This is a genomic window from Kitasatospora sp. NRRL B-11411 (genome assembly GCF_000721345.1).
Classification (GTDB): Bacteria; Actinomycetota; Actinomycetes; order Streptomycetales; family Streptomycetaceae; genus Kitasatospora; species Kitasatospora cineracea.
Genome location: NZ_JOGH01000004.1, coordinates 1 through 14,794, shown reverse-complemented (window position 1 = coordinate 14,794; position 14,794 = coordinate 1). Strand labels below are relative to the sequence as shown.

General features: G+C 72.7%; 13 protein-coding genes. 10 read left to right on the top strand and 3 right to left on the bottom strand.

Annotation, left to right across the window (positions count from 1 at the left end):
- Window positions 1–47 precede the first annotated feature (47 nt).
- The 6 genes from IH44_RS0103205 (at window position 48) to IH44_RS0103180 (ending at window position 5,572) form a co-directional block, all read left to right on the top strand.
- A complete protein-coding gene (locus tag IH44_RS0103205; RefSeq protein ID WP_051816524.1) occupies window positions 48–698 on the top strand; it encodes a histidine phosphatase family protein in 651 nt (216 codons plus the stop codon).
- Between the two features lie 150 nt (window positions 699–848).
- The gene (locus IH44_RS0103200; RefSeq protein WP_030457824.1) at window positions 849–1,439 is read left to right on the top strand and encodes a TlpA disulfide reductase family protein; all 591 of its coding nucleotides are present in this window, start codon (window positions 849–851) and stop codon (window positions 1,437–1,439) included.
- Window positions 1,436–2,215 (top strand): cytochrome c biogenesis CcdA family protein, encoded by a 780-nt coding sequence (locus IH44_RS0103195; RefSeq protein ID WP_030457823.1) that lies wholly within the window; start codon window positions 1,436–1,438, stop codon window positions 2,213–2,215. The genes IH44_RS0103200 and IH44_RS0103195 overlap by 4 nt, the downstream gene beginning before the upstream one ends.
- Before the next feature lie 2 nt (window positions 2,216–2,217).
- Window positions 2,218–3,987 (top strand): cytochrome c biogenesis protein ResB, encoded by a 1,770-nt coding sequence (locus tag IH44_RS0103190; protein ID WP_030457822.1) that lies wholly within the window; start codon window positions 2,218–2,220, stop codon window positions 3,985–3,987.
- Window positions 3,988–3,990: 3 nt separating this feature from the next.
- Window positions 3,991–5,112, top strand: a complete 1,122-nt coding sequence (gene ccsB, locus IH44_RS0103185) for a c-type cytochrome biogenesis protein CcsB (RefSeq protein ID WP_030457821.1) — start codon at window positions 3,991–3,993, stop codon at window positions 5,110–5,112.
- A gap of 55 nt (window positions 5,113–5,167) precedes the next feature.
- Window positions 5,168–5,572: a hypothetical protein gene (locus tag IH44_RS0103180; protein WP_030457820.1), complete on the top strand. Its 405-nt coding sequence runs from the start codon at window positions 5,168–5,170 to the stop codon at window positions 5,570–5,572.
- A 65-nt stretch (window positions 5,573–5,637) separates the two neighbouring features.
- On the opposite strand, the gene IH44_RS0103175 is transcribed toward IH44_RS0103180, so the two are convergent.
- From IH44_RS0103175 to IH44_RS0103165, 3 genes are all read right to left on the bottom strand, one after another.
- Window positions 5,638–5,838, bottom strand: a complete 201-nt coding sequence (locus IH44_RS0103175) for an acyl-CoA carboxylase epsilon subunit (protein WP_030457819.1) — start codon at window positions 5,836–5,838, stop codon at window positions 5,638–5,640.
- Between the two features lie 57 nt (window positions 5,839–5,895).
- Window positions 5,896–7,488, bottom strand: a complete 1,593-nt coding sequence (locus IH44_RS0103170) for an acyl-CoA carboxylase subunit beta (RefSeq protein ID WP_030457818.1) — start codon at window positions 7,486–7,488, stop codon at window positions 5,896–5,898.
- Window positions 7,489–7,839: 351 nt separating this feature from the next.
- Window positions 7,840–8,241, bottom strand: coding sequence for a PLD nuclease N-terminal domain-containing protein (locus IH44_RS0103165; RefSeq protein ID WP_369794890.1), 402 nt, complete (start codon window positions 8,239–8,241; stop codon window positions 7,840–7,842).
- A 93-nt stretch (window positions 8,242–8,334) separates the two neighbouring features.
- Between IH44_RS0103165 and IH44_RS0103160 the strand changes: the two genes are divergently transcribed.
- The 4 genes from IH44_RS0103160 to IH44_RS0103145 all read left to right on the top strand — a co-directional run.
- Complete coding sequence (locus IH44_RS0103160; protein ID WP_030457816.1) at window positions 8,335–9,792, top strand: menaquinone biosynthesis decarboxylase; 1,458 nt, start codon at window positions 8,335–8,337, stop codon at window positions 9,790–9,792.
- Entirely contained in the window at window positions 9,792–10,694 is a 903-nt protein-coding gene (gene mqnP / locus IH44_RS0103155) for a menaquinone biosynthesis prenyltransferase MqnP (protein WP_030457815.1), read from the top strand. The genes IH44_RS0103160 and mqnP overlap by 1 nt, the downstream gene beginning before the upstream one ends.
- A gap of 54 nt (window positions 10,695–10,748) precedes the next feature.
- A complete protein-coding gene (locus IH44_RS0103150) occupies window positions 10,749–12,443 on the top strand; it encodes an RNA ligase family protein (RefSeq protein ID WP_030457814.1) in 1,695 nt (564 codons plus the stop codon).
- Window positions 12,443–14,794: RNA repair domain-containing protein (locus tag IH44_RS0103145; protein WP_030457813.1), on the top strand; the 2,352-nt coding region annotated here is incomplete at its 3' end. The genes IH44_RS0103150 and IH44_RS0103145, both read left to right, overlap by 1 nt.

Below are 14,794 nucleotides of genomic sequence, written 5' to 3'. Positions count from 1 at the left end.
GCGAGAACAGCAGCGGGACCGGCAAGGACATCACCGTCGTCCACGTGATGCGGCACGGCGAGGTGCACAACCCGGAGGGCGTGCTGTACGGCCGCCTGCCCGGCTACCACCTCTCCGACCTGGGCCGGCAGATGGCCGAGCGGGTCGGCGAGCACCTCAAGGACCGGGACATCACGTACGTGGTGGCCTCGCCGCTGGAGCGGGCGCAGGAGACCGCCGAGCCGATCGCCAAGGCGCACGGCCTGCAGGTGGCGGCCGACCCGCGGCTGATCGAGGCGGAGAACGTCTTCGAGGGCAAGACCTTCGGCGTCGGCGACGGCTCGCTGCGCAACCCCGGGTACTGGAAGTACCTGACCAACCCGTTCAAGCCGTCCTGGGGCGAGCCGTACATCGACCAGGTGGTGCGGATGATGGGTGCCATCGCGGCGGCCCGGGACGCCGCGCGCGGGCACGAGGCGGTGTGCGTCAGCCACCAGCTGCCGATCTGGATCCTGCGCTCGTTCGCGGAGCGCCGCCGGCTCTGGCACGACCCGCGCCGCCGGCAGTGCTCGCTGGCCTCGCTGACCAGCTTCACCTACGAGGGCGACCGGATCGTCTCGATCGGCTACCGCGAGCCGGCCCGGGACCTGCTGCCGGCGCACCTGGTGGGCAAGGGCAAGAAGGGCGACAAGCCGGTCGGCAAGAGCTTCGGGGCGTAGCCCGCACCGGGCCCGCCAGGTAAGCCCGGCGGGCGGAGAAATGCCCGAATTAAGACGATCATAAGCGGAGAATCCGCAGGTCACGGGGGGTCGGGTCGACAACGCCGGACCCCCCTAAAACGGGCCGAAGAGCCATGCGAAACTTTTCACATGTCACGGACGTCCAGCCGCATCCGACTCACCGCCGCCCTCGGCGCGGCCTCCGCCCTGGCCCTGGCCGGGTGCTCCAGCTCCGGCAGCAGCAGCGGCGGAGTCGGCTTCGTCACCGGCAAGGGCGGCGTCGCCACCGCCGCCCCCGCCAAGCGGGTCGCCGCCCCCGAGATCACCGGCACCTCGCTGGACGGCGGCGGGGCCCTCAAGCTCTCCGACTACCGCGGCAAGGTGGTCGTCCTCAACATCTGGGGCTCCTGGTGCAGCCCCTGCCGGGCCGAGGCCAAGGGCCTGCAGGAGACCAGCCAGAAGTACGGCGACCAGGTCCAGTTCCTCGGCATCAACACCCGGGACACCGACCCCGCCAACGCCGTCGCCTTCGAGAAGAACTTCGGGGTCACCTACCCGAGCATCTACGACCCGGACGGCGCCGAGATCCTCAAGTTCCCCAAGGGCAGCCTCAACCCGCAGTCCATCCCGACCACCATCGTGATCGACAAGGACGGCAGGCTGGCCGCCCGCGCCATGCGCGCGATGTCCGCCGAGGACCTGCAGAAGATGGTCGACCCGGTGCTGGCGGAGTCGAAGTGAGCGCCCTGCTGGCAGCGGCGGACGTCGGGTACAACGAGACGGTCGGCAGCGGCGCGCTGGTGCTCGCCCTGCCGATCGCGCTGGCCGCCGGGCTGGTCTCGTTCTTCTCGCCGTGCGTGCTGCCGCTGGTGCCCGGCTACCTCAGCTACGTCACCGGCTTCTCCGCCGCCGACCTCTCCGACGCCAAGGGCACCCGGCGCGGCCGGATGCTGCTCGGCTCGGCCCTGTTCGTGGCCGGGTTCGCGGCCGTCTTCATCTCCGAGGGCGCGCTGTTCGGCTACGTCGGGAAGTCCCTGGCGGACCACAAGCGGATCGTCTCGGTGGTCATGGGCGTCGTTACGGTGCTGATGGGCCTGGCCTTCATGGGCCTGCTGCCCGGCTTCTCGACGCGCGAACTGCGCACCCACCGCCGCCCCGCGGTCGGCGTGTACGGCGCCCCGCTGCTCGGCCTGGTCTTCGGCGTCGGCTGGACCCCCTGCCTCGGCCCGACCATGGCGGCGATCAACACGCTCTCCACCAACGAGGCCGACGCGGGGCGCGGCGCACTGCTGATGACGGTGTACTGCCTCGGCCTCGGCGTACCGTTCGTCCTGGCCGCCCTGGCGTTCCGCAAGGCGCTGGGCGCCTTCGGCTGGGTCAAGCAGCACTACCAGTGGGTGATGCGGATCGGCGGCGGCATGCTCGTCGCGGTCGGCCTGGCCCTGGTGACGGGGGTGTGGGACGCGCTGGTCAACCAGCTCCAGTACCTCGCCCAGAACTTCTCGATCGGAATCTGACCGTGAGCGACACCAAGACCAGCCCCAAGCCGGCCGACGCCGCGGAGCCGGACGCCGAGCGGCTCAGCAGCGCGCCGGAGGAGAACGACTCGGTGCCGGCCGGCATGGGCGTGCTCGGCTGGCTGCGCTGGTTCTGGCGCCAGCTGACCTCGATGCGGGTCGCCCTGCTGCTGCTGTTCCTGCTCTCGCTGGCGGCCATCCCCGGCTCGCTGGTGCCGCAGAACACCAACGCGTTCAAGGTCGCGGAGTGGAAGAACGCCCACAAGGGCGTGGCGCCGCTCTTCGAGAAGCTCCAACTCTTCGACGTGTACAGCTCGGTGTGGTTCTCCGCGATCTACATCCTGCTGTTCGTCTCGCTGGCCGGCTGCATCCTGCCCCGCACCTGGCAGTTCGTCGGCGTGCTGCGCGCGCAGCCGCCGGCCGCCCCGCGCAACCTGACCCGGATGCCGGTCTACGCGGCCTGGCACACCGGGGCCGCCCCGGAGGCGGTCAACGCGGCCGCGCACCGGCTGCTGAAGAAGCGCGGCTTCCGGGCCGCGGCCGGCTCCGGCTCGGTGGCCGCCGAGAAGGGCTACCTGCGCGAGGTCGGCAACCTGCTGTTCCACTTCGCGCTGTTCGCCCTGCTGGCCGGCTTCGCCTGGGCCAGCCTGTTCAGCGGCTCCGGCACCAAGATCGTGCTGGAGGGCCAGGGCTACTCCAACACCACCACCCAGCTCGACGACTTCACCGGCTCGGCGTTCTACGGCGTCGACGACCTGGACGCCTTCGGCTTCAAGCTGGACGGCTTCACCGCCGAGTACCAGACCCAGGGCCCGGCGGCCGGCACCGCCAAGGAGTTCGTCGCCAACGTCCGCTACTGGGACGGCGCCGACTCCGGCAAGCAGAAGAACGCCCGGATCGAGGTCAACCACCCGCTGGAGGTGGGCGGTTCCAAGGTCTTCCTGACCGCGCACGGCTTCGCCCCGGTGGTCACCGTCCGCAACGCGAAGAACGAGGTCGTCTACCGCGGCCCGACGCCGTTCCTGCCCCGGGACAGCAACGTCACCTCGCCCGGCGTGATCAAGGTCAACGACTACGGCACCGACGCCCAGGGCAACAAGACCCAGCTCGCCTTCAAGGGCTTCTTCCTGCCCACCGCGGCGGCCGACTTCACCGGCACCGGCCCGATCTCGGTCTTCCCGGCCGCCGCCGACCCCCGCCTGGTGCTCAACGTCTACGCCGGCGACCTGCGCACCGACAGCGGCCTGCCGCAGAACGTGTACGAGCTCGACGACAAGGCGATGACCCAGCTCAAGGTCAACGACGCGCCCGCCACCGCGATCCTCAAGGTCGGCGAGGGCTGGGAACTGCCCGACGGCTACGGCACCCTGACCTTCGACGGCTACCAGCAGTGGGCCAACTTCACCGTCTCGCACCGCCCCGGCAACGCGGTCGCGCTGCTCGGCGCGGTCGCCGCGATCCTCGGCCTGATCGGCTCGCTGTTCGTCCAGCGCCGCCGGATCTGGGTCCGGGCCACCGCCGGGGCCGACGGCCGCACCCTGGTCGAGATCGCCGGCCTGGGCCGCAGCGAGTCCGCCCGCACCGCCGAGGAACTCGCCGAGATCGCCGTCGACCTGCAGGACGACGCCCCAGCCGCGGAGGAGCCCCCGGCCGCGGAGGAGCCCCCGGCCACCGAGGAGCCGCCAGGTTCCGAGAGCCCCGAAGACGACGCACCCGCCGCAGCCGACTCCCCGGCCGCTGCCGTTCCCACCGCCCCGGAAACCAAGGAGTAGACGGTGCTGCTCGCGCAGGTCGACACCCAGTTGGCCAACTTCTCCAACTACCTCATCTACTCGGCGATGACGGTCTACACCCTGGCCATGTTCGCCCAGATCTTCGAGTGGACGTTCGGCGCCAAGGGCGGCGTCGCCGTCCGCTCCGCGCAGCAGAGCACCCTGGCCGAGTCGGTCGCCGACTCCGCGGCCGCGGCCAAGGGCGTCCGCAAGGTCACCGTCACCGTCGCCGCCCAGGGCGGTGGCACCACCACCCTCACCCGCACCGCGCTGGCCGACGCCGGCGCCACCACGGTCACCAGCGGCCGCGGCGACGAGGGCCCGGCCGACGGCGCCGGCCCGGCCGGCACCAGCGAGAAGGCCGACCTGGTCGGCCGGATGGCGGTCTCGCTGACCGTCCTCGGCCTGCTGCTGCACGCCGCCAGCGTGGTCACCCGCGGCCTGTCGGTGATGCGCTGGCCGTGGGGCAACATGTACGAGTTCTCGTGCGCCTTCGCCCTGATGATGGTCGCCGCGTACGTCATCCTGCTCGCCACCAAGAAGAACGTCCGCTGGCTCGGCCTGCCGGTCACGGTGGTCGCGCTGCTCATCCTGGGCGTGGCCGTCTCGGTGCTCTACACCGACTCCGAGCAGCTCGTCCCCGCCCTGCACTCCTACTGGCTGGGCATCCACGTCTCGACCGCCACCATCTGCGGCGGCGCCTTCTTCGCGGCGTTCGTCGCCACCGGCGCCTACCTGCTCAAGGACCGCTACGAGCACCGGGTCGCGGCCGGCCTCACCGTCCGCGCCGCCAACCTGATGGAGCGCCTGCCCGCCTCCGGCACCCTGGACAAGCTCTCCTACCGGATCAACGCGATCGTCTTCCCGCTCTGGACGTTCACCATCATCGCGGGCGCGATCTGGGCCGAGGCCGCCTGGGGCAAGTACTGGGAGTGGGACCCGAAGGAGACCTGGTCCTTCATCACCTGGGTCGCCTACGCCGCCTACCTGCACGCCCGGGCCACCGCCGGCTGGCGCGGCCGCAAGGCCGCCTACCTGGCCCTGCTCGCCTTCGCCTGCTGGCTGTTCAACTTCTACGGCGTCAACATCTTCGTCACCGGCAAGCACTCCTACGCCGGCATCTGACGCCCCTCCACCACCCCACACCCACGCACCACAAAGCCGCGAGGAGGGCCGCACCATGGAGTGCGACGAGGTCATCATGACCGTCCGAATCACCGCAGCGGAACGCACGCTGCTGCGACGGCTCGCCCAGGGCCATCACAGCGACGTGTCCGAGGTCGTCGCCGACGGGCTGCTGGACGTCCTGCCCACACTCCACTGCGCGGCGGACGCCTACCGGCTGCTCGCCGCCATCACCACGCCGGCGCCCTGCGCGCTCACCGTCTGGCTCCCCACCGAGCTGGCCGACCTGCTCACCATCGCCGCCGCGCGGATCGCCCACTCCACGGGCGTCCGGCTCGGCTCCTCCTGCATCATGCTGGGGGCCGCCGTCCGGCTCTGGCTGGCCCAGGACCCGCAGCGGCTGGCGGCCAACCTCACCACCATGCACGCCGGCCGTCCGGCGGCGCTGGCGGCCGCCTGAGCGACGACGAGGGGCCCGGGGCCCGGCGGGTGCGTCCCGCCGGGCCCCGGGCCCCTCGTCGTCCGTTACGCCGCCTGCTGCCAGCTGACGGGGGAGAAGTAGGCCGGGCGGCGCTCGATCCGCGACCAGGTGGCGATCGGCTCGACGGCCGGGGCGGCGGCGGTGGCGGCGGCCACCGCGGCCCGGGCGGCGAGGACCGCGGTCAGCGCGGCCAGTTCCTCGGCGTTCAGCGAGCCGCGGACGATGCGGACGAGAGGTTCGCTCATGGTTCCTGTTCTCCCCCAAGCTTGAGTCTGAAAGGTTTCGGCGCGTTCGACCGCCGGTTACATCGGCGGGTTGCCGTGCTTCCGGCTGGGCAGGTCGGCGTGCTTGGTGCGGAGCATGGCGAGCGAGGCGGCCAGCACCTCGCGGGTCTCGGCGGGGTCGATGACGTCGTCTACGAGGCCGCGCTCGGCCGCGTAGTACGGGTGCATCAGCTCGCTCTTGTATTCCTTGATCTTCTGCGCGCGCATCGCCTCGGGGTCCTCCGCGCCGTTGATGTCGCGGCGGAAGATCACGTTGGCGGCGCCCTCGGCGCCCATCACGGCGATCTCGTTGGTCGGCCAGGCGAACGACAGGTCCGCGCCGATCGAGCGGGAGTCCATCACGATGTACGCGCCGCCGTACGCCTTGCGCAGGATCAGCTGGATCCGCGGCACGGTGGCGTTGCAGTACGCGTACAGCAGCTTGGCGCCGTGCCGGATGATGCCGTCGTGCTCCTGGTCGACGCCGGGCAGGAAGCCGGGCACGTCGAGCATGGTGACCAGCGGGATGTTGAAGGCGTCGCACATCTGCACGAAGCGGGCGGACTTCTCGCTGGCGTTGATGTCCAGCACGCCGGCCAGCGACTGCGGCTGGTTGGCGATCAGGCCCACCACGTGGCCGTCGATCCGGGCCAGCGCGCAGATCACGTTGGTGGCCCAGCGCTCGTGCACCTCGAGGTACTCGCCGTGGTCGACGATCTCCTCGATCACCTTGCGCATGTCGTAGGGGCGGTTGCCGTCGGCCGGGACGAGGTCCAGCAGCGAGTCGTTGCGGCGCTCGACCGGGTCGTCGTTGGGGACGGACGGCGGCATCTCGCGGTTGTTCTGCGGCAGCAGCGAGAGCAGGTAGCGGACCTCTTCGATGCAGGACTGCTCGTCGTCGTAGACGAAGTGCGACACGCCCGACACCGAGGAGTGCACGTCGGCGCCGCCGAGGCCGTTCTGGGTGATCTTCTCGCCGGTGACGGCCTGGACGACGTCCGGGCCGGTGATGAACATCTGCGAGGTCTCGCGGACCATGAACACGAAGTCGGTGAGCGCCGGGCTGTAGGCCGCGCCGCCCGCGCACGGGCCGAGCATCACCGAGATCTGCGGGATCACGCCGGAGGCCCGGGTGTTGCGCTGGAAGATGCCGCCGTAGCCGGCCAGCGCGGTGACGCCCTCCTGGATCCGGGCGCCGGCGCCGTCGTTCAGCGAGACCAGCGGCGCACCGGCCGCGATGGCCATGTCCATGATCTTGTGGATCTTCTGCGCGTGGGCCTCGCCCAGCGCGCCGCCGAAGATCCGGAAGTCGTGCGCGTAGGTGAAGACGGTGCGGCCGTGGACGGTGCCCCAGCCGACGACCACGCCGTCGGTGTGCGGCTTCTTCGCCTCCAGGCCGAAGCCCTGCGCGCGGTGCCGGCGCAGCGGCTCCACCTCGTGGAACGAGCCCTCGTCCAGCAGCAGCTCGATCCGCTCCCGGGCGGTCAGCTTGCCCTTCGCGTGCTGGGCCTCGGTGGCCTTCTCGCTGGGGCCGCGGCGGACCTGCTCGCGCAGCTCGTGCAGTTCGGCGACCCGACTACGGGCGTCGGCCGGAGCCTCGCCGCCGACCGGCGCATCGTGCAGGACCGTCATTTCGAACCACTCCAAGCTCGCGTGGGTCAGCGAACACCTCTTCTGTTACGACAGTACGAGTCAGTGCACCCGCCTTTCGGCGTCGAATCCGTACAAGGTCGGGACCCGATCGCTGTACAGCCTCGACAGAAGGGGGCGCACGGGCCTCCTGCCGGGTCGGTCCGGACGGGTGGTCGGGCCGGGGTCGGGCCGGGGGCGGCCGGAGGGTCGAATTGGCAGGTCAGCGGCAAGATCGGGGCAGCAAGGAGGCCGCCGGTCCGCCGCGCGCCGACAGGGGCGCACGGCGGCCGGCGGCCGGGTGCTCGGGCTCCGGAGCAGGTCCGGATGGTAGGGATGCGCCAAAAGGCGGGATCAGCCCTTGGGGCGGTCGCCCTCCTCGGGGCGGTCCTCGCCCCGGCGCAGCTCCTCCTCGCGGCGGCGCAGGTCCGCCTCCCACTGCTTGAGCATGTCCTCGTGCCGCTCGTTGCCGCGCTTCAGCGAGGCCAGGAACTCCGGGTCGTCGTCCGGCGCGAGCGGCCGCCGCGGGCGCTCGTACTCCGGGTACCCGGCGGTCGGACCGGACGGCCAGGCCACCTGCCGGCGGCGGGCCCCGGTGCGGTCGCGCCCGGCCACCAGCCAGGCGATCGAGCCGACCAGCGGGAAGAACAGCACGATGATCACCCACACCACCTTCGGCAGGTGGCGGACCTCGTCCTCGGGGGTGGTCAGGCAGTCGATGAACGCCCACACCCACAGGGCCAGCAGCGCGACCACGGGCACGACTCTCAGCACAGCGCAGAACTCCGGAGCAGGTTCGGACAGGACCCTTGGCGGGCTCAGGGTAGCCCGTATCGGATACTGACAGGTATGGCATACGACGATCTCCGTTCCTTCCTCCGGGCACTGGAGCGGGAAGGCGACCTCAAACGGATCAAGGTCGAGGTCGACCCCCACCTGGAGGTCGGCGAGATCGTCGACCGGGTGCAGAAGGCCAAGGGCCCCGCGCTGCTCTTCGAGAACGTCAAGGGCTCGGCGATGCCGCTGGCCATGAACGTCTTCGGCACCGAGCGGCGGCTGTCCAAGGCGCTCGGCCTGAAGTCGCCCGACGACATCGCCGAGAAGATCGGCGGCCTGCTCAAGCCCGAACTGCCGCAGGGCTTCACCGGGTTCCGGGAGGCGTTCGGCAAGCTCGCCACGATGGCGCACGTCCCGCCGCGGAACGTGAAGTCCGGCGACGCGCCCGTCCACGAGGTGGTGCTCACCGGCGAGGACGTCGACCTGGAGCAGCTGCCCGCGCTGTTCACCTGGCCGCTGGACGGCGGCTCCTTCTTCAACCTCGGCCTCACCCACACCAAGGACCCGGACTCCGGCGTCCGCAACCTCGGCCTGTACCGGCTGCAGCGGCACGACAAGCGCACCATCGGCATGCACTGGCAGATCCACAAGGACAGCCGCAACCACGCCGCGGTCGCTGCCAAGCGCGGCGAGAAGCTGCCGGTGGCGATCGCCTTCGGCTGCCCGCCCGCCGTCACCTACGCCGCCACCGCGCCGCTGCCCGGCGACATCGACGAGTACCTGTTCGCGGGCTTCGTCGCGGGGGAGCGGGTCCGGATGGTCGACTGCAAGACCGTCCCGCTGCAGGTCCCGGCGGACGCCGAGGTGGTGCTGGAGGGCTGGCTGGAGCCCGGCGAACTGCTGCCCGAGGGCCCGTTCGGCGACCACACCGGCTTCTACACCCCGCAGGAGCCGTTCCCGGCGCTGACCATCGACTGCGTCACGATGCGCCGCCGCCCGATCCTGCAGTCCATCGTGGTCGGCCGCCCGCCGACCGAGGACGGGCCGCTCGGCAAGTTCACCGAGCGCTTCTTCCTGCCGCTGCTCAAGGTGATCATCCCGGACATCGTCGACTACGACCTGCCCGAGGCCGGCGGCTTCCACAACTGCGTGATCGTCTCGATCGACAAGAAGTACCCCAAGCACGCCCAGAAGGTCATGCACGCCATCTGGGGCGCCCACATGATGTCGCTGACCAAGCTGATCGTCGTGGTGGACGCCGACTGCGACGTGCACGACTACCAGGAGGTCGCCTGGCGGGCCCTGGGCAACGTCGACTACAGCCGGGACCTCTCGGTCGTCGAGGGCCCGGTCGACCACCTCGACCACGCCTCCTACCAGCAGTTCTGGGGCGGCAAGGCGGGCATCGACGCCACCCGCAAGCTCCCCGAGGAGGGCTACACCCGCGACGGCGGCTGGCCCGAGATGGTCGCCTCCGACCCGGAGACCGCCGCCCGGGTCACCCGCCGCTGGAAGGAGTACGGACTCTGATGACCACCGCCGACGCGTTCGAGGCCCCGCCGAGCCGGACCCGGGCCTTCCTGCGCCTGGTCGCCATCGAGCACTCGGTGTTCGCGCTGCCCTTCGCCTACACCGCCGCGCTCACCGCGATGTTCCTCGCCGACAAGTCCGTGCACTGGCGCGAACTGCTGCTGGTCACCGTCTGCATGGTCGGCCTGCGGACCTTCGCGATGGCCGCCAACCGGATCATCGACCGCGAGATCGACGCCCGGAACCCGCGCACCGCCGGCCGCGAACTCGTCACCGGCGCCGTCTCGGTGCGCACCGCGTACGTCGGCTCGGCGATCGCCCTGGTGGTCTTCCTCGGCTCGGCCGCGCTGCTCAACACCCTCTGCCTGCTGCTGGCCCCGGTCGCCGTCGTCCCGATGGTGGTCTACCCCTACGGCAAGCGGTTCACCGACTTCCCGCAGGCCATCCTCGGCCTGGCCCAGGCGATGGGCCCGATCGGCGCCTGGCTGGCCGTCACCGGCACCTGGTCCTGGGACGCGGTGGTGCTCGGCCTCGCGGTCGGCATCTGGATCGGCGGCTTCGACCTGATCTACGCCTGCCAGGACGTCGCCGCCGACCGCGGCACGGGTGTCCGCTCGGTGCCCGCCCGCTTCGGCGTCCCGGCCGCGATCACCGGCGCCCGGGTCTGCCACGCGATCACCACCGCGCTGCTCGCCTGGTACGCGGTGCTGACCGACGCGGGCGCGTTCTTCTGGTGCGGGCTCGCCGTGGTGGCCGGGGCGTTCGTCTACGAGCACACCATCGTCAAGCCGAACGACCTGTCCCGGCTGAACCGGGCGTTCTTCTCCACCAACGGGTTCGTGGGCATCTCGCTGTTCGCCTTCGCCCTGATCGACCTGATCAGCCGCGGTCTGACGGTCTGACGGCCGCGCTAATCCGCTGGCCCGTGCCCGCCGCCCGTCCCTAGGGTGGCGGGCATGCGCGTCCCCTACCCGCGGACCCCGCACCTCCCGTGGTCGCCGGGGGCGGCGGCCGACGACCTCCGCAGCGGCGACCTCTCCGGCCTGGCCGGCGCCGAGGTGGTCGTCACCGAGAAGCTCGACGGCGAGAACACCACGCTGTACGCGGACGGGCTGCACGCCCGCTCGCTGGACTCCGGGCACCACCCGTCCCGGGCCTGGGTGAAGGGCCTCCAGGGGCGGATCGGCGCGGGCGTCCCGGCGGGCTGGCGGATCTGCGGCGAGAACCTGTTCGCCCGGCACTCGCTGGCCTACACCGACCTGGACAGCTGGTTCTACGGCTTCTCAGTCTGGACGGCCGAGGACCGCTGCCTCGACTGGGACGCCACCGTCCGCTTCCTGCGCCGCCTCGGCGTCCCGGCGCCCCGGGTGCTCTGGCGCGGCCGGTACGAGGAGCGGGCGATCCGCGCGCTCAGGCTCGACCCCGAGCGCCAGGAGGGCTACGTCGTTCGCACCGTCGCCGGGTTCGACCGCGCCGAGTTCGGACGGCGGGTCGCCAAGTGGGTCCGGCCGCACCACGTCCGGACCGACACGCACTGGATGCACGCCGCCGTGGTGGAGAACGGCCTCGGGCCGAACTCCGCGCTCTGGCACGTCCGTTCGGGCGGCGAACCGGACGCCGCCGGGCTCGGCGCCGCGCTCGGCCTCCCGCTGCACCCCGAACTCGACGACGTCACCGCCCGGTTGGACGCGCTCGGCCGCACCGGCGACGCCCGGCTCGCCGGCGTGCTCGCGCACGGGCTGCGCACCGCCCGCCGCGCCGAGCTGATGCCCCGGCTGGCCGGGCCGCTCGGCCTCCGGCAGGCCCGCCGGGTCGCCGACCTGGTCGGCCTCCACCCGCGACTCGGGCAGCCTTTCCCCGACGAGGAGCGGCGGGCCGGACTGACCGGCCTCACCGCCGCCGCCGACCTCGGCGTGCTGCACGCCGTCGCCGCCGCCGCGCTGCCCGCCGCCGAGCAGGAGGTCGCCTGGTCCGCCCTGCACGCCGAGGAGGCCGGGCTGCTCGGCCCCGACCCGCTCGGCTGGCTGCGCACCGGCCTGCGCGAGGCCCTGACCGGCCTCGACCCGGACGTCCGGGACCGGTGCTGGGCGCACGCCCGCGAGGCGTACGGACTCGGCCGGATCTCCACCGTCGAGGAGGCCGTCGCCGCCACCTGGACCTGGCGGGACGGCCGCTTCCCCCGGCTGACCCACCTGTGCGGCCCCTCCGGCAGCGGCAAGTCCACCCACGCGGCGACCCTGCCCGGCACCCGGATCTCGCTGGACGACCTGCGGGCCGCCCGCGGCTCCCGCACCGAACAGCGTGACAACCCCGAACTCCTGCGAGAGGGTCTCACCGCGCTGGAGGCCGCCCTCGCCGACGGCGGCACCGCGGTCTGGGACGCCACCTCGCTCAACCGCCACCAGCGCGCCCACGTGCACGCCGTCGCCGAACGCCGCGGCGCGCTGCTCACCCAGGTGGTCACCGTCGTCGACGAGGCCGAACTGCTCCGCCGCAACGCCGTCCGCCCGCACCCCGTCCCCGCCGAGGTGCTCACCGCCCAACTGCACCGCTGGAACCCGCCCTACCCCGGGCAGGCCCACCGCACCCGCTACCTCGACGCCGACGGCACCGTGGCGGACGGCGCGGGATCCCTGGACGAGGAGGACTGATGCGTCCGATCGAGCAGGTCTGCCAACGCATCCGCTGGGACGACCGGTTCGACCCGGCCCGGTTCACGCTCGGCGTCCGGCAGCGCGACGACCGGATCAAACGCGTCCCGCTGGAGACCTTCACCGCCGCCGGGGACGTGCCCTGGCACCGGGTCCGGCAGGTCGAGGCCGACGGGCAGGTGGTCTGGGACCGCGAGAGCGGCACCGACCTGCTCGACACCACCACCGCCGGACGGCGCCGGCGCCCGCGCGGCCTGCCCGCGCCGTTCTTCACCCCGAGCACCCCGCACGCCTGGCACCCCGACCGCGGCTGGCGGCCCGCCGAGGCCGAACCGGCGCTGCCCGCAGGGGAGTTGAAGGTCGTCACCTGGAACACCCTGTGGGACCGCTACGACGCCGACCGGATCCACACCGCCCGCCGCCGCCCGCTGCTGCTCGCCGAACTCGAAGCCGCCGACGCCGACCTGATCGCCCTCCAGGAGGTCGAACCCGCCCTGGTCAAGCTCCTGTTGAACCAGGACTGGGTGCGCGGGCAGTACACCCTCGGCGCCGACCCGTTCGGCCGCGAGATCGACGGCCACGGGCTGCTGCTGCTCTCCCGGCTGCCCGTCCTGGAGGCCGGCCGGCACGCACTGGGGCCGCACAAGGCCGTCACCGCGATCACCGTGCCCACCGCCGCCGGACCGCTCACCGTCGCCGCCGTCCACCTCAGCAGCGACCACTCGGCCGACGGACCGGCCCGCCGCACCGCCGAACTCGCCGAACTGGCCCAGGGGTTCGCGGCCGTAGACGGCGAACTCCTGGTCCTCGGCGACTTCAACGACAGCGGCTGGGAGCCGTGCACCGCACTCGGCCTGCGCGACGCCTGGACCGAGCAGTACGGCCCCGAGGACCGCACCCCCACCTTCGACCCGACCGCCAACCCGCTCGCCGCCGTCGGCTCCCGCACCGGCCGGGCCGGCCGCCTCGACCGGATCCTGCTCCGCCCCGGCCGGGCCCGCACCGCCACCGCCCACCTGCTCGGCGACCGCCCCGACCCCACCGGCCTGCACCCCTCCGACCACTACGGCCTCGTCGCCGTCGTCGGCCTCACCGACACCCCCGGCGTCGAGGCGCTCGACGCCCCGCCGACCGTCCGGACCGCCGTCACCTGGCTCCCGCCCGCCGAACTCCGGCCCGCCATCCAGGAGTTGCGGTCCCGCACCGACCCGCAGTACGACCGCTGGCCGCCGCACGTCAACCTGCTCCACGGCTTCGTCGCCGAGCACCACTTCGACCGGGCCCTCCCGCTGCTGGCCGAAGCCGCCGCCGAAACCGCCCCGTTCCGCACCACCCTGTCCGGCGTCCACACCTTCACCCACCGGCTCACCGCCACGCTCTGGCTCGACCCCGCCGTCGGCGCCGCCGCGCCCTGGGCCGCCCTCCGGCACGCCCTGGCCCGCCGCTTCCCCCGCTCCACCACCCACGGCGAGGGCTACCACCCGCACCTCACCGTCGGCCTGGCCTACGAACCGCACGACGCCGCCGACGCCGAGGCCGCCCTCGGCACCAGCACCGCCACGGTCGGCGAACTCGTCGTGCTCTCCCGGCGCGGCGACGGGCCGATGCTGCCGCGCGCGACCGTCGCGCTCGGCACCGGCGAGATCCGCGAGCTGCCCGAACCGGCCGCCCCGGTTGCCCGTACCGAACCTGCCTTGGACATCGGCGAGTTGACCGACCGGATCGCCGCCGCGCTGCCCGGCGAGACCCACCTGGCCGGCTCCCGCCGGATGGGCTGCCACCTCGACGGCGCCGACCTCGACCTGGTCACCGTCCTGCCCGGAGCCGTCCGACCCGCGCTGCTGGCAGGGAAGCTGGCCGAGGCGCTGCCCGAGGCCCGGAACATCCGGGAAGTCCACGGCGCCCGCGTCCCCGGCCTGCGGCTGGACGTCGCCGGCCTCGCCGTCGACCTGGTGCTCGCCCCCGCCGAGGACTCCGCGATCGCGTACAGCGCCGTCACCGACGCCGACGCCGTCCTGGCCGCCGTCGGCCCCCGCCACGCCGCCTTCGCCGCCCTCACCTGCCGGGTCAAGAGCTGGGCCTCCGCCCGCGGCCTGGTCTCCGCGCCCTTCGGCCAACTCCCGTCCCTCGCCTGGACGGTGCTCGCCGCCCGGACCGTCGCCGAGGCCGGCACCGAGGACCCGGCCGAACTGTTCCACCACTTCGCCGAGACCTGGGCCGCACACGACTGGCGCCACCCCGTCACCCTGCACGGCGGCCCCACCACCCCGCAGCCCGACCCCGTCACCGTCCTCACCCCCACCGCCCCCGTCCGCAGCTGCACCACCCAGGTCGGCCCCGGCACCCGCGAC